Source organism: Shewanella corallii, assembly GCF_023349125.1.
Lineage (GTDB): Bacteria > Pseudomonadota > Gammaproteobacteria > Enterobacterales > Shewanellaceae > Shewanella > Shewanella corallii.
This window is the reverse complement of the sequence record NZ_JAKIKT010000004.1, coordinates 294,693-319,086: the sequence shown is the minus strand read 5'-3', so window position 1 is coordinate 319,086 and position 24,394 is coordinate 294,693. Positions and strand designations below refer to the sequence as shown.

Genomic DNA, 24,394 nt, shown 5'->3' with positions numbered 1-24,394 from the left:
TTTTTGGTCTTTGTCGATCGTTACTCTGCCAAAGGGATCTCACCCGCTTATCGCCAAAATCTCACAAATTTGTCACATTTGATTGATTTGAACATTCCCCTGTGCGAGGTTGAGGTCTCACTTAAAGGGGACCTTAAATGCATGAGTTACAAGATAAAGTTGTAGTAATAACAGGGGCTTCCGAGGGAATTGGCCGGGCCCTGGCAAAGGCGATGGCGCCGCTTGGATGTCATCTTGTACTCTGTGCCCGCAACAGTGAGCGACTGGATTCACTGATGAATGAGATCAAGCACTCCGGAGGTCAGGCCACCGCCTTTGTGATGGATGTGACTGACAGGCTTGGTTGCGCAGATTTGGTCACCTTGTGTGAAGTGGAGTTGGGGAGCCTTGATATTCTCATTCACAACGCCGGTATGACGATGTGGTCCAGATTTGATCAACTGTCAGATCTGGGAGTGATGGAGAAATTGGTACGGGTCAATTACCTCGCCCCTATGCAATTGACCAAATTGGCGCTTCCTGCATTGAAAAGAGTCAAGGGGCAGATTGTTGTCGTGTCGTCATTGGCCGGGCTGACCGGAGTGCCGGAGCGGAGCGGTTACTGTGCTTCCAAGCATGCGGTGAGTGGTTTTTTCGATTCGCTCCGCATTGAATTGGCACAGGATGGTGTCGCCGTGACTCAAATCTATCCGGATTTCGTCAAATCTGAGATCCACAAACGGGCACTGGATGCCAAAGGTGAGCCACTTGGTACGTCCCCTATGCAGGTGGATAAGTTGATGACAGCTGAACAGTGTGCAGCCCTTATGGTCCCGGCTATAGTCAGTCGTCGGCGTGAGCTTTTGACTTCAGGCAGAGGAAAGTTGGGTAAGTGGTTAAGAATCTTCTGGCCAGGCATGTTGGATAAGATTGCACTAAAGGCTATTCAACAGCGTAAATAGAGTGATCGCGAATTTCACAAGTTAGTGATCACTGGCGCTGGCAGATGAGTCTGTGGTTGGAAAGTGAAATTAACAATTTCAGCTTAAACACAAGATATAGTGTGTGTGTCGCAAAATTAACACAAAAAATGCTATCGGGTTTGAAAAAAAGCATCTACAATCCCGCTCATTATCTGTGGTTAATTTAGGTGAACTCATAATGATTTCTGCATTCCAAATTACTCAATCACCATCCGAAGAACTGATCAACTCCATCTGGTTGCACGACCAGGAAGAAGGTACTGTGCGCTGCGTAGCGGCCAAGAACCAGGAGATGACCGACAATGTTGCAGCTTACGCTGAGTTGGGCGAGTTTGAATCCCGTCCGGTAAATATTGAGGCTCCTGCTCTGCGTGAAGGTGGTCAGCACCTGAACGTAAACGTACTGAAGCGCGAAACTCTGGAAGACGCTATTGCTCACCCAGAGAAATACCCTCAGCTGACCATCCGTGTATCCGGTTACGCAGTGCGTTTCAACTCTCTGACTCCAGATCAGCAGAGAGACGTGGTTACCCGTACTTTCACCAAGAGCCTGTAATTGCTCAGGACCTCTGTTATGAGGCTGGTGTTTGAATAGAAATAGGCTGCAATTGCAGCCTATTTTTTTGGATTCTCATTAAGGTGTTTTGATAACGCCTGGGCGGCGTCATGATGGCTGGCATCTTCGACATCCATCACCACAGCGGCTTTGTGGCCCGTCATATCTTCTGCGATATGCAGCCAGTCCGGATGCCAGTAAAAGTGCATACCGGAAATACTTTCCCAATTGTGCACGCCGTCTTTCTCACCGTTGTAGATCAGATTATCTATTTCTCTGGACATGGTGCTTACCTCTCCAATAGTTCCAGTTGACTCCCCCGATAGTGAGCTTGCAGACGAGTGTCGGCAAGTGAAGAAAAGTTAAAAAAACGCCCAGGGGAAACCGGGCGAAATCACATCAAAACTTTTTATTGAGTCAGGCCTGGGGAATCGGACAATTGGACGGACTGCTGCCGTCGCGCCACACAGTGGTGCCGTCAATCACAGATAAAGGCAGGAAGGTGAGTCCCTCGCTCATATTGGCTGGTGGCAGATCGGTTTCCAGAATATACATGCCCATGGGCAATACCCCTTTGCTGCTGTTGGCCTGGGTCTGGGTGGCGGCCAGGCTGGAGTATCTCAGACCCAGCAGGTCAAAGTGATTACGCCAATCCATACCAGTCAGCCTGCTCAGCGATACCAACATAAAGTCATTGCCCGGAATATCCCGAACGCTTCGTCCGCCGTAGACAGTGTGTCCCTGATAGGGGAAGAGTCCAAAGCCAAGCTGGTCTTTATTGGCATCCCACTGCTCAGGGTTTTTGGCGTGGTGACCAAAGATCCTCTGGTGCTGATAAAGCAGAGTGAAGATATTGAAGCCGTTCGCCAATCTGGTGCCATCTGTCATCTCCATACCGTGGGCACGCAGCGCCATCTGAATATAGAAAGCCATTCTGTAGCCGTTATGAATTGCGTAGTTGTTGCTGTACCAGGGCGCTTCATAACGGCTGCTTCCTTGGTCCAACACATTACAATTGGCACCCAGAACTACTCGCTCTCCGGTACTGTTTTTCGTTCCGGTGGCATCGGACATAAACACGTAAAAGAGGTCTTTGTGGTTCATGTGACCATCGGTAATCACGTCGGTATTGCCGTCACGCAAGTAATGAGCCTGCCACTTCACGACATAGGGGAAGATGTTGTTTGAGTTCTCACCTGCACGGCTGCCATATCCAGCCCAGTAGTCGGCATTGGCTTCAGAGGCGTACTGCACGTTCAGTCTGTTGGTTTGCAGGTTGTGCCCCAATTCGTGGTTATCGCCCCATCCGGTCGGGCTGATGTTCCACCCTGCATCCCAGGGGTTACCGCTGCAGCCCCAACCACAATGTGCATTCTGGTCATAGTTGGCATGCTGAATAATGCTGCGGGTATGCAGGGCTTCATCCAGGCACTCCTGTCCCAGCAGATTGACACAGACCTGGCTGACATCCGCAGGCAGTGATTGCGCCAGAGTCTTGCCCTGGATCTTGTATCCGGCAAGAGTGTAAACCGCGTTGATATGGTCTTCAGAGATGCTCTTCAGCAGGGCATTTACATTAGGGATGCTGCCGCCTACAGCATTTTCAAACTTATCCCGGCGCATATGCTGCTCAGCGCCAAACGAGCGCAGGTCTATATGGGGCAGTTCAGTCTGGGCAAGACGGTCATTGAAAGCCTGGATCTGAGCCTGATCGCTGAAGTCCATAATAGACGGGTGCAGGGCGATACCCGAGGCTGAAATGTCTGCGGATTGCTCGCCTTCGCCACCGCGGAAGTAGAGATACAGAGGGCCACCATAGGGGCTGGAAAAGCTGACGGATTCACCTGCGGTTAGCGGCAGGCGCTGGGTGGCCAGCTCCAGTGGTCCACGATAAACCTTCTGCTCAAAGGCACGGTTCGTATTGGGCCTGTGGTAGTTGAGTTTTATCTCCACTGATGAGCTGAGCCTGTCATGGCGGGTCAGGGTAACGGTTTGCCCCGGCAGTACATACCAGCCTGTGGTGGTCCACTGGTTGGGGTAAGGCACTGAGATGGTCTTGCGTCCTGAGGTGGTTTCAGGGTGCTGATAGTGGGCGTTACTGCCTTTGCTCAGGTTGCCCCGCTCAGTGATATATTCACCCAAATCCGGCTGGGCACTGTTATCCGGGCGGGCATAGTTCACCAGCCAGTCGGAAAACATCGCTTGCTGCCATGCCTGGTGTTCTTCCCAGGCGATTGGGTAGTCGATGGTTTCACGGTATTTGTCTGCCAGCAGTAAGCTGGCTTTAAGTGTGTTTGCTGAGTCCAGGGTGAAGGCATTGGTGGCTGCTCTGTCCACAGTTGCCGCAGCGTTTCTCAGCCAGTCAGCGCCGCCTTTAAAATCCCGGGTAAACTCTGCTTCACCACAATTGATAAAGTTACCCCGGCAGTTATCCAGCAGGCTGGTGGTGAAATTACCGCTTTGCATATTGGCCAGCAGAGTATCCACGGCCCTGAGATTAACATCATCCTGTTTGATGGTGGCGACACTCAGATCGTCTACCTGAAGCTTCTGCCAATAGTTGCCGTGGGTGGCCAGCCCCATTTGCTGATACAGGGGAGAGAGCATGTTACTGGCATGGCGTCGATAGTTTGAGAGCAGTAGTGGAATACCTTCAGATTGTGCTTTTTCCACTGCATCCTTAATGCCCTGATGGCCAAGACTTTCTCTGTCGATATCTGACAACACAATCAGATCTGGCTTGAGAGTGTCGATACAGGTTCCAAGCTCTGCATAATCACAGCTGTTGGCATCATTGATGGCATGTGCGTCAGGATAGTGTTCTGCCAGCCAACTGCGTATACCTTCGTTATGGGGGAAGTACCAGCTGTCAGCCCGACTGGGCACTTGAGCTGTAACTATGCTCAGACCATCCTTTGCATCATTGGCCTGTGTTAGCCAGCCGATAAGACCTTTTAGCAGGGTATCTGTTTCAGGTGATCTGTTTACTGAAAACAGATTGGAACCCATGGCGGCAGAGCGGTTGCCATCCAGCTCGGATACGATGACCAGACCTCTGACCGCCGAATCGCCATTGCCACTAATGTTGGATGGCAGCAGGGTGAATGTGGTCTCAGGTAAAAAGCCGGTAAAGGTGATGGAGTCGTGGGTGGGGTGCCAGGTGAGCTTACTGACACCCTGAAAGATCTGGTCTACCAGATCTTTGCGTTTCTGTTCACTGGTATTGATAGCGCCACGGGCATATGCAATCAGCTCTTCGGCGCTGGCCAGTTTGTGGCTTTGCTGGCGTACCGCATTTTCTGCATTGGTGATAAAGCTGGCGCTGATGTCACAGTCAGCCGTCATATTGGACGTGGTGTAAGTGTTACCCTCGAAATTACCGCCACAGCCTGATATCTGCTCAAGTACATAGCCAGAGTCAGGTGCTATGGTGAAACTTCCCTGCTTTCCTGACTCAACCTCCAGACTGGTCGGTTGCAACTGGCCACCGGTTCCGGTCTGTGTACTGGCCTGATAAAGAGTCGGAGTTGGTGGGGGAGTAACTCCTCCTGAGTTGTTTCCCTCATCGGAAGAGCCGCCTCCACAGCCAGTAAGCGCCAATGTAAGGGCACCGAAAACCAATGTGTATCTCATGCACAATCCTTGTTGAACATATGTTGCAAGTGGCAATTATTATAGCGGCGAACGCTCAGGGTTAAAGATAATAATCCTTTAAAAACATAAATTTATGCGTCATTCAAATGGCGGGCGTCAAAAAAACAAAAAGCCCCGGGACTGTGCCGGGGCTTTGACTGCATCAGGATAAAAATCAGTTGTTTTCGCGGGCGATAGCGCGGTAACCGATATCGGTGCGGAAGAAGACATCATCCCAGTGCACTTTGTCCACCAGAGCATAAGCAGCTTGTTGGGCTTCAGTTACTGTATTACCCAGGGCAGTTGCACACAGTACGCGGCCGCCATTGGTTGTGACATGGCCATCCTGCATTTTTGTACCTGCGTGGAATACTTTGGCATCAGTGTTGCCCAGATCCAGGCCCTCAATCACATCGCCCTTACGATAACTGTCAGGGTAACCACCGGCCGCCATGACCACACCCAGGGCGGCGCGCTCGTCATATTCGGCGGTGACTTGATCCAGCTCGCCACGGCAGGCTGCCAGACACAGCTCAACCAGATCTGACTTAAGACGCATCATGATCGGTTGGGTTTCCGGGTCACCAAAGCGGCAGTTATATTCCAGCACCTTGGATTGGCCCTGGGTATCCACCATCAGGCCTGCATACAGGAAGCCTGTGTAGGTGTTACCTTCCGCAGCCATACCGTCCACAGTTGGGCGGATCACATTGGTCATTACCCAGTCGTGTACATCGGCAGTCACAACCGGCGCTGGCGAGTAAGCACCCATACCGCCGGTATTGGGGCCGTTATCGGCGTTGTCGCGGGCCTTGTGATCCTGGCTGGTGGCCATTGGCAGAATATTGCTGCCATCCACCATGACGATAAAGCTGGCTTCTTCACCTACCAGAAACTCTTCAACCACTACGCGGCTGCCTGCTTCACCAAACTTGTTGCCCGCCAGCATGTCTTCGATAGCGGCATCTGCTTCAGCTTGATTCTGGGCGATGATCACGCCTTTGCCTGCAGCCAGGCCATCGGCTTTAATCACCACAGGGAAGCCAGTTTTGTCCGTCAGTTCAGTAACAAACGCCTTGGCCGGGGCAATTTCGGTAAAGTTCTGATAGGCCGCCGTAGGGATATTGTGGCGGGCCAGAAAATCCTTGGTGAATGCCTTGGAACCCTCCAGCTGGGCAGCTGCCTGCGTCGGACCAAAGATGGCCAAATCCGCTGCGCGGAAGGCATCGACCACACCGATAACCAGAGGAGCTTCAGGGCCGACTATGGTCAGGGCGACATCATTGCTTTTGGCAAACTCAACCAAAGCGGCGATATCCGTCACCTCAATGGCGACATTTTCCAGCTTGGGTTCAAGCTCAGTACCTGCGTTACCCGGGGCAACAAATATGGTTTCTACTTCAGGATTCTGAGCGGCTTTCCAAGCCAGGGCATGCTCTCTGCCACCGCCACCAATTACGAGAATCTTCATCGTTTTGTCCTTGTTATCATTTAATGCGCTTTGTCACAGGCTGCATTTCGGTGGCAGGCTTGCTCATTTATGCTTATAAACTCCGCGAGCCTTCCTTGAACTTCAGCCCGTGACCGCAGCTTGACTATCAATTCCATATCATGTGTCTCAATGACATAGGCCGAAGAGCTGCGGCGCAACAGGCTTTAGATTAATGACGGAAATGGCGCATGCCGGTAAATACCATGGCCATGCCATGTTCATCGGCCGCTGCGATAATCTCTTCATCACGGATTGAACCGCCCGGCTGGATAATACAGCTGATACCAGCAGCTGCGGCGGCATCGATACCATCACGGAATGGGAAGAAGGCGTCTGATGCCATCACACTGCCCTCAACCTGCAGTCCTTCATCGGCGGCCTTGATACCGGCGATCTTGGCACTGTAAACACGGCTCATCTGACCGGCGCCAACACCTATGGTCATGCCTTCTTTGGCATAGACAATGGCATTGGATTTAACGAACTTGGCCACTTTCCAGCAGAACAGCAGGTCTTTCAGCTCCTGCGCAGTAGGCGCACGCTTAGTCACGACCTTGAGGTCATCCAGGCCAACCATGCCCTGATCTCTGTCCTGGATCAGCAGACCACCATTCACTCGCTTGTAGTCCAGTGTCTTGGTCTGGCTATTCCACTGACCACACTCCAGCAGACGTACATTGGCTTTCTTTGCGACCACATCACGAGCAGCCTGGCTGACACTTGGTGCAATAATCACTTCAACAAACTGACGCTCAACAATGGCTGCTGCTGTGTCTGCATCCAGCTCGCCGTTAAAGGCGATGATGCCACCGAAGGCTGAGGTTGGGTCTGTTTTGAATGCGCGGTCATAGGCTTCAAGCAGGTTATTGCCCAGGGCAACACCGCATGGATTGGCGTGCTTCACAATAACGCAGGCCGGCGCATCGAACTCTTTGACACACTCCAATGCGGCATCGGTGTCGGCGATATTATTGTAAGACAGTGCCTTGCCCTGCAGTTGCACTGCAGTGGCCACAGAGGCTTCATCGATTTGAGTGTCCACGTAAAAAGCGGCGCTTTGGTGGCTGTTTTCGCCATAACGCAGATCCTGCTTCTTCACCAGTTGGGTGTTGTAGGTGCGTGGGAATTTGGAATCAGCTTTACACTCATCTTCTGAGTTGGCCGGAACCCCATGCACAGGAACAAGGGTACCGAAGTAATTGGCAATCATGCCGTCATAAGCGGCAGTGTGCTCAAAGGCAGCAATCGCCAGGTCAAAGCGGGTAGCATGAGTCGTTGAACCTTCATTGGCGACCATCTCAGCCAGTACTTTGTCATAGTCTTTGGCGTTGACCACGATAGTCACATCTTTGTGGTTCTTGGCCGCGGCGCGAACCATGGTAGGGCCACCGATATCAATGTTCTCGATAGCGTCTTCCAGGGTGCAACCTTCTTTGGCGACCGTTTGTGCGAAGGGATACAGGTTAACTGCAACCAGATCAATGGCGTTGATATTATTGTCGGCCATCACGGCTTCGTCGGTACCGCGACGAGCCAGAATGCCGCCGTGAACTTTGGGATGCAGGGTTTTAACGCGACCATCCATGATCTCAGGGTGACCTGTGTAGTCAGACACTTCAGTAACCGGCACACCATTGTCAGCCAGCAATTTGGCAGTGCCGCCGGTGGATAGCAGTTCTACGCCAGCTTGATGCAGTGCCTGGGCAAATTCGAGGATACCGGTTTTATCGGAAACGCTGAGCAGCGCGCGACGGATAGGTCTTGGAGTTGTCATTTGTTCACAGGGTCCAGTTTGTTGTTGGTTGGCGCAGACGCGCACCCGCCCGTAGGCAGACTGACAGCATCAGCACTTCACCTTAAGTTCAAGGATCTTTCGGAAAACAGCGTATGCACATTTTTACGCAGTCGCTGCTTTCCAAAAGTCCCTTAGACACACTCTTCAGATAATCATCTGAGAGACAAACTGGCTGCAGACAAATGTCTGAATCCTTTGCCTGACCCTTAATGGCTCGATCACGATGAATATGGGGGTATAACCTCCGGTTCAGGCGGGCGTAGTTTACATTAGAAGCCCTTTGCTCAGGGTTTTTATGTGCAATTTCACAATATTGATATGCGAACACTAGGGCTTGCCGATGTTGACGGTCAAAAAAGGGTTGTTGATAAAAATGTGATTTGAGATCGATTCTTATTTCCCTAAACCCTTGACCTTGGATTAAACTCCAAGGTTTATAATCCAACATAAATCAGTACAGGAGTCGCAGCATGTATCGCATTGGTGAGTTGGCCGGTATGTGTGAGGTGAAAGCCGACACACTCAGGTTTTATGAAAAACATGGGCTATTGGCGCCATCTATGCGCACTGACTCAGGTTACCGTATGTATACCGAGCAGGACGCGAATCGCCTGCGCTTTATATTGAGGGCCAAAGAGGTGGGTTTCACCCTGAGTGAGATCACTGAACTTCTGTCCATAGAGTTAAACAAGTCAGAGTGGGCCTGTGCCGATGTGAAAGGTATGGTGGATGACAAGCTGGCTCAGGTTGAAGAGCGTATTGCTCAACTGAATGTTTTTAAAACCACATTACAAGCTCTGTCCCGCGCCTGCTGCGGAGGGCCTGAAAGTGCCGAGCACTGCTCGATTCTCGAAGCACTGGAGTCTTCACTGACTGAAGTTCGCTGCGAGGAACCTGGCTGTGAGCACGGCAAACAGTGAAATAAACGGACGAAAACCGTCAGAGTCATATAAGCATTATGTTGATAGAGAACTTTTTAAAACTCTTTTTGGAGTCTGCCCCTTGGTTGCTGCTGGGCTTGGTATTGGCTGGCCTGTTGAAGGTGTTTGTTCCCATGAGTTGGATGAACAAGCAACTGGGTGGTCACGGTTTGAAAACCACAGTTAAAGCGGCCTTGTTCGGTGCGCCTCTACCTTTGTGTTCCTGCGGAGTGATCCCTGCAGCTGTGGGCCTGCGCCGTAGCGGTGCGTCCAAAGCGGCGACCACCTCCTTTATGGTATCGACGCCGGAAACCGGTATCGATTCTGTCAGCGTATCTTATGTTCTGCTAGGCCCCTTTATGGCCATCGTGCGGCCTATCGCTGCTGTGGTCAGTGCTGTGGTGGCAGGTTTGCTGGTGGGGCGTGATGATGACGATGGCAAGCCTATTAGCGAGTCATCCTCTGCGAAAGTCAGCACTGAATCGGACTCCTGCTGCTCAACTAAAACCAAAGATACCGAAAAAGTTGAATCCAGTTGCTGCAGCCCCAAGACTGAGCCAGCTCCAGTGGTAATGAAGCCGGTATCATCCTGTTGTGGCTCCACGCCCTCGGTAATGACGGCACCTGCTGATACAGATACGAAACCGGCGCAGTCCTGCTGCTCCACCAAAGCGGAACCTGAAGTGCTGGCCAGCTCTTGTTGCAGTACAGATAAGAATCATAGTGCCGAAGGTACAGACTCATGCTGTAGCAGCACCGAAGATACCGCAGCTCAGCTGAAAGGCACTTCCATCTCTTTCCGTATCTTTAAAGGCCTGCACTATGCGGCTACAGATCTGGTCCGTGACACAGCTATCTGGCTGTTGATTGGTCTGTTCTTCGCAGCGCTGGTACAAACCTATGTGCCAGGTGACTTCCTGGCCAAGTGGGGCGATGGCATTCTGGCGATGCTGGTGATGGTGGTTATCTCTGTGCCCATGTATATTTGTGCCACGGCGTCCACGCCGATTGCCGCAGGTTTGTTGCTGGCCGGCGTCTCCCCCGGTGCTGTACTGGTATTTATGATGGCGGGTCCGGCCACCAATATCGCGACCCTGGGCGTAGTTTCCAAAGAGCTGGGTAAGCGTGCGCTGTATGGTTATCTGGGTGGGGTATTGGGTGTCGCACTGTTATCCGGTGTACTGGTGAACTATCTGGTCGAGACCTTTGGTTTTGAGGTGATGCCTCAGATTGGCGAACACCATGAGCTCTTGCCTGAGTGGATAGTCGCCGCTTCCGGTTTGCTGTTGGCTTTCCTGATGGGACGGGTACTATGGCAAATGCTGCCCATTAAATCAGAGAAAAAGGGATGCTGTAGTTAACAGCCCTGATTAATCGGAAAGCCCCGCATCGCGGGGCTTTTTTGTATGTCCCGGACTATGTATGTTTTCCGGTATCCCAGCCACGTCTGGAGAGGAGTTGTTCGCCTGAATCAATGGCGCCAGCTTCCAGTGTTGTCCCCATGGAGTCATTCCAGCGATTGAGGTAACCAAACAGGGAGATAACCCCAAGCATTTCCACTATCTCATCTTCCTTCCAGTATCGGTGTAAACGCTCGCTCAACTCATCATCCACATCATTGGGAATGACCGACGCCGCGGCAGCAAAATCCAGGGCTGCACGCTCAGCCTCGCTGAACGCCGGGTGAGTTCTGTACTCCCACACATTTTCCAGCTGGGCGGCTTCTGCGCCATAGCGTTCAGCGGCTCTGATGGTATGCGCCTGACAATAACGACAACCGGTGATATTGCTGGAGATGTAGGCGATCAGCCGCTTAAGGGTACTGGTGAGTCTGCCCTGGTTTTCCATCACAGCCATATTCAGCTCGATAAACGCTTTGGCGATGCGGGGACGGCGCATCATGGTCAATACGCTGTTGGGGCAGAAGCCCAGTGTCTCATTGAAAAATTCGGCCATTTTGGCCACTTCTGCGTTGGTGTCTGCGGGCAGCGGGGTTACCAGAGGCATAGTCTCTCCTTTGTTATTTAGCTGGACCCTTGGTGGGTATTGGCAGCAGGTGTTTTTAAGCTAAAAGAAACTTGTACTTGGCAACAGCGGTGGCTTGAGACTAATTTATCAGTACAGTTGTTGAGCTGAATGTGCTGTATCTATTAATCCTGAAGGAACTGTACTGTTTTTTTATGAAGAAATATCAAAAGGTCGCGTTCAGTCTGGAGCGGCAAATCAAACAGGGTGGATATCGCTTCAATGAGCGACTTCCCTCTGTTCGGGAGTGCTGCGAGCAATATGGCGTCAGCATGTCCACGGCCCAGGCCGCGCTGAGATTGTTGGAAGATAAAGCTTTGGTCGAGGCAAGGCCCGGAGCTGGATACTATGTCTGCTATCAAGATACAGAGGAGTACAAGCTGAGTCATCCGGGGGAGTCTCATATCCATAACCGTATGTTGCAGGTGCTTTCAATGTGTGCCGGCAGCGGAGTGACAGATTTGGGAACTGCGGTGCTGTCGCCGGGTTTATTACCCAAGGCGGCCCTTTCAAAGCAACTGGCGCGTCTGGCTCGTTATGAGATGGCGTCACTTTTACAACCTGAGTTCAGCAGCGGACATTTACCGCTGCGACAGGAGATAAGTAAGAGGCTGAGACTGCAGGGAATAGAGGCCGGAGAAGAGCAAGTACTGGTTACCGGAGGGTGTCAGGATGCTATCTCTATGGCGCTGGCCACCATTGCCAGCGCCGGAGACACAATTGCCGTAGAGAGTCCCTGTTTCCCCGGGCTTTTGCAGGTTATCGAATCACTGGGAATGAAGGTAATTGAAATCCCGGGGTCGGCAGAATGTGGCTTGAGTCTGGAGGCGTTACAATTGGCTGTGGAGCGATGGCAGGTCTCCGCCCTGGTGATCTGTCCGGACTTCTCCAACCCCACAGGCAGTCAGATGCCAGTGGATAACAGGCGTGCTCTGCTGGAGTTGGCTGAACGAAAAGACTTTATGGTGATTGAAGACGATCTGTTCTCTGAGTTGCAGACCGCAGGAGAGAGTTTGCCATCGTTGAAAGCCCTGGATCAGTATGGGCGCGTTATCTACTGCTCATCAGTGGCCAAGTCTCTGGGCTCAGGTTTAAGGATTGGCTGGCTCTGTGGCGGAAAGTACCACCAGGAAATTATGAGACTGAAAGCATTTCGCAATGTATCCGAGCCTTTGATTGTTCAGGCTCTGGTCGCAGAGTTTATGGCGAGTGGGGGATACAGTCGTCATATCCGAACTATGGGAAAGCGTCTGCAACTAAATCTAAAAAGAATGCGGGAGTGGGTACTGAGTAGTTTTCCGGCTAAAACCCGAGTGAGCAAGCCCCAGGGGGGCTTTGTCCTGTGGGTTGAGCTTCCCGGTATAGATTCTGCCGATCTTTTGTCCGTGGCCGTTGCCAATGGTATTGCGTTTTTCCCCGGCGATGTTTTCTCCAGCTCGGGTCAATACTCAAGTTGTTTGAGGTTATGTGGGGCGTTTGATGATGAGGATAAGGTGAAGGCCGCGGTGACCCGGCTCGGAGAGTTGGCGCGGGAGAGAATTTAGCGTGCTGTTTCCGGTGAACTAAGCTTCCGGAAATGAGAAGTCAAAGGCCACATCATGTGGCCTTTGTTGTTGGTGTCTCAGTTATGGCCGTGAACCTGCTCTGAGCTGGCATGTTCAATCACTGGCTGTTCACCATGACATTCGGCACAGACTTTTTCGACATTGGGCCGAAGCAAGTGTGCATCTTCAGTGCCGTGTGGATCATGGCATTTGGTGCAGTCGCCCTTAAAGCCGGTGTGCTCCTGTTTAAATGGTCCTTGCTTGTCGATATGGCACTCGAAGCATGGCGCATTTAATGCCGGTGTCTGATAAGCGGGTGCCCATTTACTGCCGTGAGCGGCATGGCAATAGCTGGAACATCCCTGCTGGATATTGCTGCCTTTCTCATCCACCAGACCATGGGTGTACTTCATCCGTACCTGCTTTTGCAGTTGCGGATGGCACTCGAGACAGGCCAGAGACTGTTTCTGGGTATCGGGAATGGCGTTATCGGTATGAATACCTGTGTGACAGGCGGCGCATGGTGTGGTTTCCAGCGGGAACTGATCACCGTGGCAACGCAGGCACATCTGGTTTTGCAGTTTGGCACTGGCATTGGCCAGTTCCATGGCGCCCAACCGCAACATGGGGTTGGCCTGGGGATCTTCAGCATGCTGTCCTAATGGGCCGTGGCAGGCTTCGCACGCTATTCCTGACGCAGGTGTGCCTTCCATGGTTTTATTACCGTGAATAGAGCTTAAAAAGCCCTGCATGGCATCTTCATGACACTGACTGCAGGTTTGAGCGCCGGCGGGTGCATAGTCTGCTTTGGCAAACTTCTGCTGGAAAAACTCATCATTAAGATCGGCTGAGATTACCGCGTTGCCAAACAGGCAACCGGCAATCAACAGGCTCAGCTGTTTTATCGTCATTCGTTATTGTTCTTGTGAATTACAGAGGGGACTCAAACAGAATGTATGAGTCGGTGGCGGATTCTGGCATGTAATTGCTTACTGGCAACTTGATTCCCATCAAGACCTTTAATCCTGTCAGAATGAAATTAATTCATTGACCCAGCTAATAATTTTGATATTGATGGCAAATTTCAATCAAATGGGACCAGCTTCAAACACACTTGTACACAACTCAGGGTTGATGCTGATAAATTGACCTGTTATCAAAGGACATTGACCAATAGATCATTTAGGGGAAGCTGGATGAAACAGGTAATAACAACAGGGATTTCTGCATTGGCGTTTGCAGCTCTGCTCGGCGGATGCGCGGGTAGTTCGGGGGGCAGTGATACTCAAAACCAGGCAAATAACGTTAAAACTCAGCATCAAAACTACGATGCCAAAGCGTTTTATGAAACCACCTCATATTTTGGCTCCGGATTCTCCCATGATGGTGAATCCATTCTGATGGGTTCCGATGAATCCGGTGTGTTCAATGTCTACAGCATGGATGTCAAAACCGGTAACAAGACTCAACTTACAGACTCCCCGGACACCAGTTATCCCGTGTCCTGGTTCCCAAAGGATAAACGTGTGCTGTTTACCAAAGACAGTGGCGGTAATGAGAGGTATCACGTTTACGTACTGGAGCAGGATGGCACTGTTAAAGATCTGACTCCTGGTGATGAGACCAGAGCCAGTTTTCGCGGTTTCACCAAAGATGGCAGCGCCTTCTTTGTGACAAGTAATGAAAGAGACCCCAAGTTCAACGACCTTTATCGTTACGACAGTAAAGACTATTCCCGCAAATTGGTGTTCACCAACAATGCCGGATACGAAGTCGGCGATGTTGGGCCAAAAGGGCATTTTGTTGCGCTGGGGAAAACCCACAGCAATCGTGACAGTGATGTTTATATTCTCGATCTGCGCAAGCGTGGCGAACCTGAGTTAATCAGCGAACACACTGAGCCTGCCAACTATATGGTGGAAGGTTTTTCCGTTGATGGTCGCAGCCTGTATTATGGCACCGATTCCAAAGGCGAGTTCAGCCAGATTTGGCAATACGATATGCCCACAGGTAAACACTCACAGGTATTGGCCGATGACTGGGATGTTACCTTTATTCGATTCTCCGACTCAGGTCGCTATCAGGTGTCGGGCGTGAATGCTGATGCTTCCAGCAAGGTCTCTATTCTGGATACCAAAACCGGTAAGCCGTTGGCACTGCCGCCTTTACCCGCTGGGGATATTCGCGCGGTACGTTTCTCTGATGACGAAACCCAGATGGCGTTTTATCTGAACTCAGATACGTCTCCATCCAATCTTTATGTTTGGAGTCTGGGAGCTCCTGAGGCCAGAAAGCTGACCGAGGCATTGAATCCGGCGATGGATACCGCTCATCTGGTACCCAGTGAGGTGGTCCGTTTCGAGAGCTTTGACGGACTGGATATCCCGGGGCTGTTGTATAAACCCAAACAAGCGTCTGCTGACAATCCTGCCCCTGTGATGATATGGGTACATGGTGGTCCGGGTGGTCAGAGCCGCAGCGGCTACAACCCAACTATTCAGCATCTGGTTAATCAGGGCTACGGTATTTTTGCCATCAATAATCGTGGCAGCTCCGGCTATGGTAAAACCTTCTTCCATTTGGATGACAAGCAACACGGCGAAGGCGATCTGCAGGATATGGTGTGGGGTAAAGCCTATCTGCAAGGCCTGGACTGGGTCGATGATGAGCGTATCGGTATCATGGGTGGCAGCTATGGTGGCTATATGACGGCGGCTGCATTGGCATTTGAGCCGGAAACCTTCAAAGTGGGAATCGATATCTTTGGGGTGACCAACTGGGTTCGCACCCTGAACTCAATTCCACCCTGGTGGGAATCCTTCAGAAAGGCTCTGTACGATGAGATGGGTGACCCGGCTACCGATGGTGAACGACACCGCGCAATTTCACCACTGTTCCACGCAACCAATATCACTAAACCTCTGATGGTGGTTCAGGGCGCCAACGACCCCAGAGTATTGCAGGTTGAAAGTGATGAGTTGGTAGAGAAAGTTCGTGAAAACGGCGTACCGGTAGAGTATGTGCTGTTTGAGGATGAAGGCCACGGCTTCACCAAAAAAGTGAACCGTATTACTGCTTCAGAGGCTTATTTGAAGTTCCTGCAAACTCATCTCTAGTCAGTATCGTATTGATGGTTTGATAATAATCTGCAGCCTCATTTGAGGCTGCTTTTACAAGGAGAGTTCAATGCTTTATTTAATACTGGGTGTGCTGCTTTGGTCATTGACCCATCTGTTGCCATCTCTGGCCCCCAATTGGCGTGCAGCGCAGTTGGCCAGCAGTGTTGGGCACTACAAAGGCTTGTTCAGCCTGTCGATTTTAATTTCGCTGGGACTGATTGTTTATGGCTGGCGACACACCCCGGTGGAATATCTCTATGTGGCAGGCATGGGAATGCGCCACGCCACCATGAGCCTGATGCTGGTGGCCTTTATTCTGTTTGGCGCGTCTATGTATCCCACCCGGATCAAGCGTCTTATCCGTCATCCTATGTTGATGTCTGTTTTGGTGTGGGCGGTGGCGCACCTGTTGTCCAATGGCGAAAGTCGCTCACTGGTGTTGTTTGGTGGCCTTGGTGCCTGGGCGCTGGTGCAAATGCTGTTAATCAACCGCCGCGATGGCGACTGGGTTAAACCTGAGGTTGGTTCCTGGTTTCGTGAAATACGCGGTTTGATAATCAGCTTGGTGATTATGGCGGTGGCTGTTTGGCTCCATCCTTACTTTGCGGGCGTGGCACTGCTTCCTCAGTAAGCGCCTTAGCATGCCTGGTGAGGATAGGCTTTTGCTGATCCCCTAAATAAAGGTAATCTCTGGCATTAATCATTAGATAGCGGATGTGGCGCAAGGATATGAATTGGCAGCTTAAATCATTTAACGAACTCAGCCTGGATGAACTCTATGACATCCTGAAGGTTAGGGTGGATGTGTTTGTGACTGAGCAGGCCTGTGCCTACAGCGAGTTGGACAACAAAGACAGACACCCTGAGGTGAAGCACTTCTGGTGTCATGATCAAACCGGCAAGCTGATGGCCTATGTGCGTATTTTGCCTCCCGGATTAAGCTATCCTCAGGCGAGTATCGGGCGGGTGCTGGTGGTGGAAGATGCCAGAGGCAAAGGGCTGGCGCAGGAGCTGATGCAAAAGGCGGTTGAGCATGCTCAAACCCTGTGGCCAGAAGCCGGTATTCAGATTGGTGCTCAGCTTTATCTTAATAAGTTCTACTCAGGGCTGGGGTTTGAGAACGCTTCAGAAGAATACCTGGAAGATGGTATTCCTCACGTCGATATGATTCTCGGTCAACACCGGGTTAATTACAGTGGGTGACCGCCCGGTGGCACATGAATTTCCCGCAGCGGACAGGCCATTTCAATATTGGCCTGTTTGAGCTGTCGATGAAGCATCATATTGGTCTCATACTTGTCTCTGTGATAAGTGGCAGTCGGGACCAGATAACGCACGCCTATCTCCATTCCCATAGGGTTGAAATCATTAATGCCTACCTGAATTCCCCTGTCGGTGGCGACCTGAGGAGCGTCGCTGAGCAGGCCATGGATAAGTGATGTCAGTTGGTCGGCATCGGTTTGATAACTGACGGTAAAGCGGGTTTCAACCAGTTTGCACTCGGCGGAGTTATGCAGAATCTCTCCAACGATATGCTTGTTCGGGATAGTAATTTTCTCACCATCTTCATTTGAGAGCTCAGTAAAGCCCAGGTGGATATCTTCCACGACACCTGTAACGCCTTTAACCTCAATGGTATCGCCGATAACAAAGGGGCGGGTGACGATTATGGTGACTCCAGCGGCATAATTGGAAAGCATGCCCTGAATTGCCAGGCCGGCCCCCAGAGAGGCGGCACCTATGGCGGCGACCATGGGCGTAATACTGATCCCCAGCTTACCCAGGGCGATAATACCCGCCATGATGATGATAAGAACACGTACCAGATTGGACACAAAGTTTCCCAGAGTCTGGTCGATCTGGTGGGTTTCAAATTTCCGTTTAATCAGGTTACTTATCTTGGCTGCCACCCAAAGGCCCAGCAGAAAAATAAATGCCGCTCCGATTAACTGGAAACTGTAGTTCACCAGAAACTCAGTCACCATTTGGTAAACCTGCTGAAGTTGCTCCAGCTCTTTGTCCAGACCGGCCTGATCCATTTTGTCATCCTTCTCTTCATTGGGCGCCTGCCGAGACACTCTAACCATTTATTGAGCAGAGTGCATCCATTGTGAGTGGGCCGCAGCTGCTGACATGAAACTCAGTTGGTTTCATTAAATGTGAGCAAGATCAGCTTACTGTATCAGCCTGATGAGTCGCTCAGAGGTTTTGGATAAGCTTGGCTTCAGCCAACCGCAATACAGTGGTCTGGGACAGAAAAAATAACCTACGCCCGGGAGGCGAAACCATGAAAAAACTAATTCTGGCAATGGGCATGATGTGCGCCATGGCGGCCAATGCTGCGACTCTGACCCAGGGACAGAGCATTCCTACTTTTGAACTGCAGGATCAAAATGAGCAGCTGCAGCAGGTGACTGCAGAAACCCGGACTCTGTTGTTCAGCCGTGACATGAAAGGTGGTGAAATCATCCAGGAGAGTCTGGAGTCCATGGGCGATAAGATCCCGGCTGATCTTGTGTATGTGGCAGATATCAGCGGCATGCCAGGCCTGATCGCCAAGTTTGTGGCTATTCCACAGTTGCAAAAGCTGCCGTTTGCCATTGCACTGGACCGCGAAGGTCAGGCAACTGCTGCACTGCCTTCACAGGAAGACAAAGCGGCCGTTATCAAGCTGGATGGTCTGAAAATGGTTGATATCCAATACTATGAGTCAGCAGATTCACTGACCAAGGCACTGCAGCCTTAACTGAGAACTGATATTCAGACAGTAGAAGGGCACCGAATGGTGCCCTTTGCATATGTCGATTTGATATTTTTATTACTTATCGTGCTTCTGCAGGATTTTGAACAGCTCATCTTTCAATGCCAGCTTTTCCTGCTTCATAGTGTGCAGCTCCTGCGAGAACTCTGCAGGGTGTTGTTCCAGTCGATTGATTTTTTCATCCAGGTCATTGTGCTTGTCGAACAACTTTTGGAAGTGGTGATCACTGGTTTTAAGCTCTGAGATCAATCCGCGATATTCTGGAAACATTGGTCTTCCCCTTAACAATTGTTACAAACCTTCCTTAACTCTTACCCTACGCTCCTGCGATGAGTGTTTAAGTGATCCTGATCAAACAAATGATTGGAAGTGCGTTTCGCATCCCCATTTATTGCCGGCCGATTGACGCTATTTTATCCGCAAAAGCCTGTGAGCTCTGGCTTGAGTCTGCTAGTCTCCATGATGATTCCACGAAGAATATCTGATTGAAGTGTGATCCACTTAACAATTTACCTGCGGCGAGTCCGATAGAGTCATTTTCGTTGTTACATTTTCCAAGAGGACAGAATCATGTCTGACGTATTTCATCTCGGGTTGACCAAAGCCATGCTGGATGGCGCCACTCTGGCAATTGTTCCCGGTGATCCAAAGCGGGTTGAGCGCATTGCCGGATTGATGGATAACCCGGTTTTCCTTGCCAGCCACAGAGAGTACACCAGCTATCTGGGATACCTGGATGGTAAGCCTGTGGTAGTGTGCTCGACAGGTATTGGTGGTCCTTCTACCTCTATTGCCGTTGAAGAGTTGGCGCAACTGGGCGTAACCACTTTCCTGCGCGTTGGTACAACGGGAGCGATTCAACCTGATGTGAATGTTGGAGATGTGATTGTCACTCAGGCTTCTGTTCGCCTGGATGGCGCGAGTCTGCACTTTGCTCCTATGGAGTTCCCGGCTGTTGCCAACTTTGAGTGCACAACTGCCATGGTTGCAGCCTGTCGCGACGCCGAAGTTGAGCCCCATGTAGGTGTTACCGCGTCCTCCGATACTTTCTATCCGGGTCAGGAAAGATATGACACCGTCAGTGGTCGGGTGACCCGCCGCTTTGTTGGCTCTATGAAGGAGTGGCAGGAGATGGGCGTACTCAACTATGAAATGGAGTCTGCGACCCTGTTTACCATGTGTGCCACCAACGGCTGGCGCGCTGCCTGTGTTGCCGGTGTGATTGTAAACCGCACCCAGCAGGAGATCCCGGACGAAGTCACCATGAAACAGACCGAGACGACGGCCGTATCCATTGTAGTGGATGCAGCACGTAAACTAGTGGCTTAGTTTTAAAGTATATAAATCATTTTCTTAGAAGCGCTTTGCTGATAAAGGCAAAGCGCTTTTTTTATATTACTGTCACTATGTTGAGCGAAACTTAAGCAGAAATTAATAGGCGTGGATAATTTATTGTGACATATTATGTCCAATGTCATGTAAGGGAGCGACTATGACACTATCCAATCCTATCCTCATCTGGGCTGCAGTAGGCATTGTATTGATGTTTGCCGAACTGATTATTCCCGGCGGTATAGTGATTCTGCTGGGGGTTGCCTGCTTGATCGTCGCGGCGGCGACTGGTCTGGGGCTGGTCGCAGGCCTGGCACAGAGTTTCACCCTGTGGTTTATCTCATCCATCATCCTGCTGTTGGCGTTTCGCAGTCTGACTCAAAAGCTGATTGGTGGCGATGCCCATGTGGACAATACCGACGAAGAACTGGATCTGTTTCAGCAACCTGCGCTGGTTAAGCAGGCGATAGGCCCGGGTCAGCAGCAGGGCAGAGTAGAGTTTCAGGGCACTGAATGGCCAGCCTTGGGTGATGGCACTGAAATCCCTGTTGGCAGCAAGGTAAAAGTTATCTGTCGTGAGAATATCGCCTTGGTGGTTGAACCGCTGAAGGAAGATTAATCGTCATTCCAAGCCGGGAATTTTTGACGAGCATTAACAAGGAAGGAAACTATGTTTGAACTGACACTCGCACTCCTGTTTGTGCTGTTTATTCTGTACAAGTTATTGTTAATTGTACCTATGCGCGAAGTCGCCGTGATTGAGCGACTGGGCAAATTCAGGGCGGTACTTCAGCCCGGATTCCACTTTCTTATTCCCTTTGTCGACCGTGTCGCTTATCGCCATGATACCCGTGAAGAGGTGCTGGATGTGCCACCTCAAAGCTGTATCTCCAAGGATAATACTCAGCTGGCGGTAGATGGTCTGGTGTATATCAAGGTGATGGATGGTCAGCTGGCCAGTTATGGCATCGAAGATTACCGTATGGCTGCGGTCAATCTGGCACAAACCACCATGCGAAGTGAAATCGGTAAGCTGACATTGAGTGATACCTTCTCCCAGCGTGAGAAATTGAATGAGTCTATTGTACGGGAGATCGACAAAGCCTCAGATCCCTGGGGGATCAAAGTCCTCAGATACGAGATTAAGAACATCACCCCGTCCCATCATGTTATCCACACTCTGGAAAAACAGATGGAAGCTGAACGCAGTAAGCGCGCTGAAATCACCCTGGCCAACGCAGAGAAGGCGGCCATGATTAACCTGTCTGAAGGTGAACGCCAGCAGGCGATCAACATCTCCGAAGGTCAGAAGCAAAAGCGTATTAACGAAGCCAAGGGTACTGCGCAGGAGATTGCCATTGTGGCCCGGGCTCAGGCGCAGGGCATGGCTATGGTGGCCGAGGCACTGGCGACCAAGGGCGGTACAGATGCCATGAACATGCAGCTTAAAGAGCAATTTATTGAGCAACTGGGCAAGGTGCTGAACACAGCCGATGTCTCTGTGGTACCGACCGAACTGGCCAGGCTGGAGGGATTTTTTGAGGGTATGAACCAGGTTGCAAGCAGCGTCAATTCAAATAAAGCATCGGGCAAAGGAGGCCAGTCATGATAGGTGGAGTAGACAAAGATCTGATCGTAATGGCGATCTGGGGACTGATCTTCGCAGTATTTGTTATCAAGCTGCTGCAGTCCATCCGTTTGGTACCCACCAAGTCTGCCTACGTGGTGGAACGGCTTGGCAAATACCACAGCACCCTGGATGCGGGTTTCCATGCGCTGGTGCCCTTTATCGACAAGGTTGCCTATATCCATGACCTGAAAGAGGAAACCATCGACGTACCACCACAGGAGTGTTTCTCCAGTGACGAAGTCAACGTGGAGGTGGATGGGGTTATCTACATCTCGGTTATCGACCCCATTAAAGCCAGTTACGGCATTACTGATTACCGCTATGCCGCAATTCAGCTGGCGCAGACCACCACCCGTTCGGTTATAGGTACCCTGGAGCTGGACCGCACCTTCGAGGAGCGTGACATTATCAGTGCCAAGGTGGTGGAAGTGCTGGACCAAGCCGGTGCAACCTGGGGCATTCGGGTACACAGATACGAGATTAAAAACATCACGCCACCTGAAACCGTGAAGAATGCCATGGAGATGCAGGTAAACGCAGAGCGTGAACGCCGTGCCCTGCTGGCCAAGAGTGAAGGTGACAAGCAGAGTAAGATCAACCGCTCTGAAGGTATGAAGGCTGAGATGATCAACCTCTCCGAAGGTGAGATGCAAAAGCGCATCAACGAAGCCGAAGGTCGCGCCGAAGAGATTATGGAACTGGCCAAAGCCACATCAGAATCAATCCAGGCGTTGGCAGAGGTGATCTCCGCCCCCGGCGGCCAGAGCGCCCTGCGAATGCAGCTGGCTGAGCAGTACCTCAAGCAGCTGGATGGCCTGTCCAAAGAATCCAGCCGGGTTATCCTGCCCGCCAATATGGTCGACTTCGACTCCTGGATGGACAATATAGGGCTTAAAGAGAAGAGCTGATTTAACAACTCAAATTTAGTCAACCACTTACATCTCCAGGTTATAGCCGGTCATCACGACCGGCTTTTTATTGAGTTAGTCAAGTTGCAGACCAATGGGCAATTTACACTTTGCTGTGCAGTCTTTAGCTTAAACTCAGAGAAAATGAGGAGGTGGAAAAGTGAATCAGATCAAAATCCTGGCTTGTGTTTCACTTACGTGGCTATTGATGGCCTGTGCTGGTAGTCCTAAAACGGAAATGACACTGGCCATTCCTGACGACAACTACATTTCCTTTACCGGTAAAGGAGCTGGTGCGGGCATGGCACTAATGTCCACAATGGGGCCTGTCGGTGTAGCTATAGGGGTTGCCATTGATGAAGGGATAGCAAAAGAAATTCGTTCAAATTTGGGTGTTGACCAGGGAACTACGGATGAACTTGCTCAGGAAGCATTGTCCTCTGTTTGCAATTGTATTGTGAAGCTGGTTAAACCTGCCGTTGACAGCGAGCGTGATGAAAATACGCCTCAAAATTTACCTATCAACGAAATGCTTGCTCGGATACGAATTAACTCTATTGCTTTCTCTCTCGTTAATGGCTCAGACGAAGAAGTTGCGGTGAAGATATCGGCGACGCTGAGCGGTACCGTCGAAACTCAGGAGTTTTCTCAAGTTGTCACCTCTGATATAGCAGGTAATCCTGTCACGTTGGAAGCGATTCGAACCAACAAGCCTATTGCAATGGAACTGCTTAACAAAACATATTCAGAACTGTTTATGAATATATTTAAGGAAAAAAGCATCTAATACTAATTGGTATCTATAATCTTTGAATAATACATATGGGTTAATTCAAATTTATCTATTTACCATTGCTGGAGTTAGGTCAAAATCAAATTCGAGGGGTTTTCTGTAATATAATTTCAGACAATTCAATATGTTGTGTTTTTGTGGTTAATATTTGAGTTTATCTATTACGATTAAGTATAAGCCTACCTATTCACATCATTCATAGATGCTGATAAAGATATTAATTGTAACTAAATAATAATTTCATTACCCAAAGAGTTTTATCAAGGATGACTTATAGGCTGTACGCAATTGTGCTGCGTTACAATTAATATGTGGAAGGAACCTTTAACTATGCGGACTCATAACCTTTTCAGATTACTAATCGTTTCTTTTAGTTTTCTGATCCCCGTTTCTGCTTCCGCTGCCTATAACTCAAATATTCGTGGAGTCCTTCAGGGAGTGTATGTTTACTCCGACGGGGACTACATCTACTTCAGGTTTGAGCAACAACCAACATCCCACCCTGGTTGTAACCCTTATTACTTTGTTATTCATGGAAGTGTTCCCGAGAACAGACGCAATGCAATGCTATCAAGGTTACTAACGGCCTACGCAATGAAAGAGAATGTCAACATTGGTTACGATGCACAGGGTGACTGTTCTAATGGTTACATCCGAGTCCATAGGGTGGGGTAGATATGACTTACGTAATACGATTAGTACACTGCTTCCTTTTTGTTCTCAGTTTTAATATATGGGCCGGACCAACATGGGAAAGCGGAAAAATAGTGTCGCTTTTGGCGTCTGCAAATGATCCCGCGATCCGGTTGAGTGGTTTAAATGTGCCTGAAAATTGTGATGGTGGAACCTATGGTTGGATTTATTTTCGGGGAACGCCAGAAGAGCGAAACAGAATTTACGCCAGTGCCTTGGCATTCGCCTTAT

Annotated in this window: 22 protein-coding genes; 14 read left to right on the top strand and 8 right to left on the bottom strand. The window is 50.4% G+C overall.

From position 1 onward, the window contains the following. Positions 1-137: 137 nt before the first annotated feature. Together L2725_RS12950 and grcA are read left to right on the top strand one after the other, a co-directional pair. On the top strand, positions 138-941 hold the full coding sequence (locus tag L2725_RS12950) for an SDR family oxidoreductase (protein ID WP_249249348.1): 804 nt from the start codon (positions 138-140) through the stop codon (positions 939-941). Positions 942-1,140: 199 nt separating this feature from the next. Then, positions 1,141-1,518 (top strand): autonomous glycyl radical cofactor GrcA, encoded by a 378-nt coding sequence (gene grcA / locus L2725_RS12945; protein ID WP_115138952.1) that lies wholly within the window; start codon positions 1,141-1,143, stop codon positions 1,516-1,518. Positions 1,519-1,577: 59 nt separating this feature from the next. Here grcA and L2725_RS12940 read toward each other — a convergent pair whose 3' ends face one another. The 4 genes from L2725_RS12940 to purH all read right to left on the bottom strand — a co-directional run bounded on the left by L2725_RS12940 (position 1,578) and on the right by purH (position 8,417). Continuing rightward, complete coding sequence (locus tag L2725_RS12940) at positions 1,578-1,802, bottom strand: hypothetical protein (protein WP_248936407.1); 225 nt, start codon at positions 1,800-1,802, stop codon at positions 1,578-1,580. A gap of 133 nt (positions 1,803-1,935) precedes the next feature. After that, positions 1,936-5,151, bottom strand: a complete 3,216-nt coding sequence (locus L2725_RS12935) for an ImpA family metalloprotease (protein ID WP_249249347.1) — start codon at positions 5,149-5,151, stop codon at positions 1,936-1,938. A gap of 175 nt (positions 5,152-5,326) precedes the next feature. Then, positions 5,327-6,622: a phosphoribosylamine--glycine ligase gene (gene purD / locus L2725_RS12930; RefSeq protein ID WP_249249346.1), complete on the bottom strand. Its 1,296-nt coding sequence runs from the start codon at positions 6,620-6,622 to the stop codon at positions 5,327-5,329. Positions 6,623-6,812: 190 nt separating this feature from the next. Continuing rightward, a complete protein-coding gene (purH, locus tag L2725_RS12925) occupies positions 6,813-8,417 on the bottom strand; it encodes a bifunctional phosphoribosylaminoimidazolecarboxamide formyltransferase/IMP cyclohydrolase (protein ID WP_249249344.1) in 1,605 nt (534 codons plus the stop codon). A gap of 491 nt (positions 8,418-8,908) precedes the next feature. Between purH and zntR the strand changes: the two genes are divergently transcribed. Both zntR and L2725_RS12915 read left to right on the top strand, forming a co-directional pair. Then, the gene (gene zntR, locus L2725_RS12920) at positions 8,909-9,358 is read left to right on the top strand and encodes a Zn(2+)-responsive transcriptional regulator (protein WP_115138947.1); all 450 of its coding nucleotides are present in this window, start codon (positions 8,909-8,911) and stop codon (positions 9,356-9,358) included. A gap of 38 nt (positions 9,359-9,396) precedes the next feature. Further along, the gene (locus L2725_RS12915) at positions 9,397-10,719 is read left to right on the top strand and encodes an SO_0444 family Cu/Zn efflux transporter (RefSeq protein WP_249249343.1); all 1,323 of its coding nucleotides are present in this window, start codon (positions 9,397-9,399) and stop codon (positions 10,717-10,719) included. Positions 10,720-10,774: 55 nt separating this feature from the next. Here L2725_RS12915 and L2725_RS12910 read toward each other — a convergent pair whose 3' ends face one another. After that, positions 10,775-11,365 carry a carboxymuconolactone decarboxylase family protein gene (locus L2725_RS12910; protein ID WP_249249342.1) on the bottom strand — a complete coding sequence of 197 codons (591 nt, stop codon included), beginning with the start codon at positions 11,363-11,365 and terminating at the stop codon, positions 10,775-10,777. A gap of 173 nt (positions 11,366-11,538) precedes the next feature. Between L2725_RS12910 and L2725_RS12905 the strand changes: the two genes are divergently transcribed. Continuing rightward, the gene (locus tag L2725_RS12905; RefSeq protein WP_249249341.1) at positions 11,539-12,927 is read left to right on the top strand and encodes an aminotransferase-like domain-containing protein; all 1,389 of its coding nucleotides are present in this window, start codon (positions 11,539-11,541) and stop codon (positions 12,925-12,927) included. Positions 12,928-13,004: 77 nt separating this feature from the next. On the opposite strand, the gene L2725_RS12900 is transcribed toward L2725_RS12905, so the two are convergent. Further along, the gene (locus L2725_RS12900) at positions 13,005-13,838 is read right to left on the bottom strand and encodes a cytochrome c3 family protein (RefSeq protein WP_249249340.1); all 834 of its coding nucleotides are present in this window, start codon (positions 13,836-13,838) and stop codon (positions 13,005-13,007) included. A 285-nt stretch (positions 13,839-14,123) separates the two neighbouring features. On the opposite strand from L2725_RS12900, the gene L2725_RS12895 reads away from it, so the two are divergent. From L2725_RS12895 to L2725_RS12885, 3 genes are all read left to right on the top strand, one after another. After that, on the top strand, positions 14,124-16,043 hold the full coding sequence (locus L2725_RS12895) for a S9 family peptidase (protein ID WP_249249339.1): 1,920 nt from the start codon (positions 14,124-14,126) through the stop codon (positions 16,041-16,043). Between the two features lie 70 nt (positions 16,044-16,113). Further along, complete coding sequence (locus tag L2725_RS12890; RefSeq protein WP_249249338.1) at positions 16,114-16,677, top strand: NnrU family protein; 564 nt, start codon at positions 16,114-16,116, stop codon at positions 16,675-16,677. A 98-nt stretch (positions 16,678-16,775) separates the two neighbouring features. Beyond that, on the top strand, positions 16,776-17,249 hold the full coding sequence (locus L2725_RS12885) for a GNAT family N-acetyltransferase (protein WP_249249337.1): 474 nt from the start codon (positions 16,776-16,778) through the stop codon (positions 17,247-17,249). On the opposite strand, the gene L2725_RS12880 is transcribed toward L2725_RS12885, so the two are convergent. Continuing rightward, complete coding sequence (locus tag L2725_RS12880; protein ID WP_249249336.1) at positions 17,237-18,085, bottom strand: mechanosensitive ion channel family protein; 849 nt, start codon at positions 18,083-18,085, stop codon at positions 17,237-17,239. The two genes, L2725_RS12885 and L2725_RS12880, sit on opposite strands and share 13 nt — an antisense overlap. Positions 18,086-18,333: 248 nt before the next feature. On the opposite strand from L2725_RS12880, the gene L2725_RS12875 reads away from it, so the two are divergent. Then, on the top strand, positions 18,334-18,792 hold the full coding sequence (locus L2725_RS12875; protein WP_115137466.1) for a hypothetical protein: 459 nt from the start codon (positions 18,334-18,336) through the stop codon (positions 18,790-18,792). A gap of 72 nt (positions 18,793-18,864) precedes the next feature. Here L2725_RS12875 and L2725_RS12870 read toward each other — a convergent pair whose 3' ends face one another. Continuing rightward, on the bottom strand, positions 18,865-19,077 hold the full coding sequence (locus tag L2725_RS12870; protein ID WP_249249335.1) for an HP1242/YdcH family protein: 213 nt from the start codon (positions 19,075-19,077) through the stop codon (positions 18,865-18,867). Between the two features lie 300 nt (positions 19,078-19,377). Between L2725_RS12870 and udp the strand changes: the two genes are divergently transcribed. From udp to L2725_RS12845, 5 genes are all read left to right on the top strand, one after another. Next, a complete protein-coding gene (udp, locus tag L2725_RS12865) occupies positions 19,378-20,136 on the top strand; it encodes a uridine phosphorylase (protein WP_249249334.1) in 759 nt (252 codons plus the stop codon). A 163-nt stretch (positions 20,137-20,299) separates the two neighbouring features. Continuing rightward, the gene (locus L2725_RS12860) at positions 20,300-20,758 is read left to right on the top strand and encodes an NfeD family protein (RefSeq protein WP_249249333.1); all 459 of its coding nucleotides are present in this window, start codon (positions 20,300-20,302) and stop codon (positions 20,756-20,758) included. Positions 20,759-20,809: 51 nt separating this feature from the next. After that, on the top strand, positions 20,810-21,748 hold the full coding sequence (locus L2725_RS12855) for an SPFH domain-containing protein (protein WP_249249332.1): 939 nt from the start codon (positions 20,810-20,812) through the stop codon (positions 21,746-21,748). Beyond that, positions 21,745-22,677 carry an SPFH domain-containing protein gene (locus tag L2725_RS12850; protein ID WP_249249331.1) on the top strand — a complete coding sequence of 311 codons (933 nt, stop codon included), beginning with the start codon at positions 21,745-21,747 and terminating at the stop codon, positions 22,675-22,677. The genes L2725_RS12855 and L2725_RS12850 overlap by 4 nt, the downstream gene beginning before the upstream one ends. A 160-nt stretch (positions 22,678-22,837) precedes the next feature. Then, positions 22,838-23,464, top strand: a complete 627-nt coding sequence (locus tag L2725_RS12845; protein WP_249249330.1) for a hypothetical protein — start codon at positions 22,838-22,840, stop codon at positions 23,462-23,464. Positions 23,465-24,394: the final 930 nt, after the last annotated feature.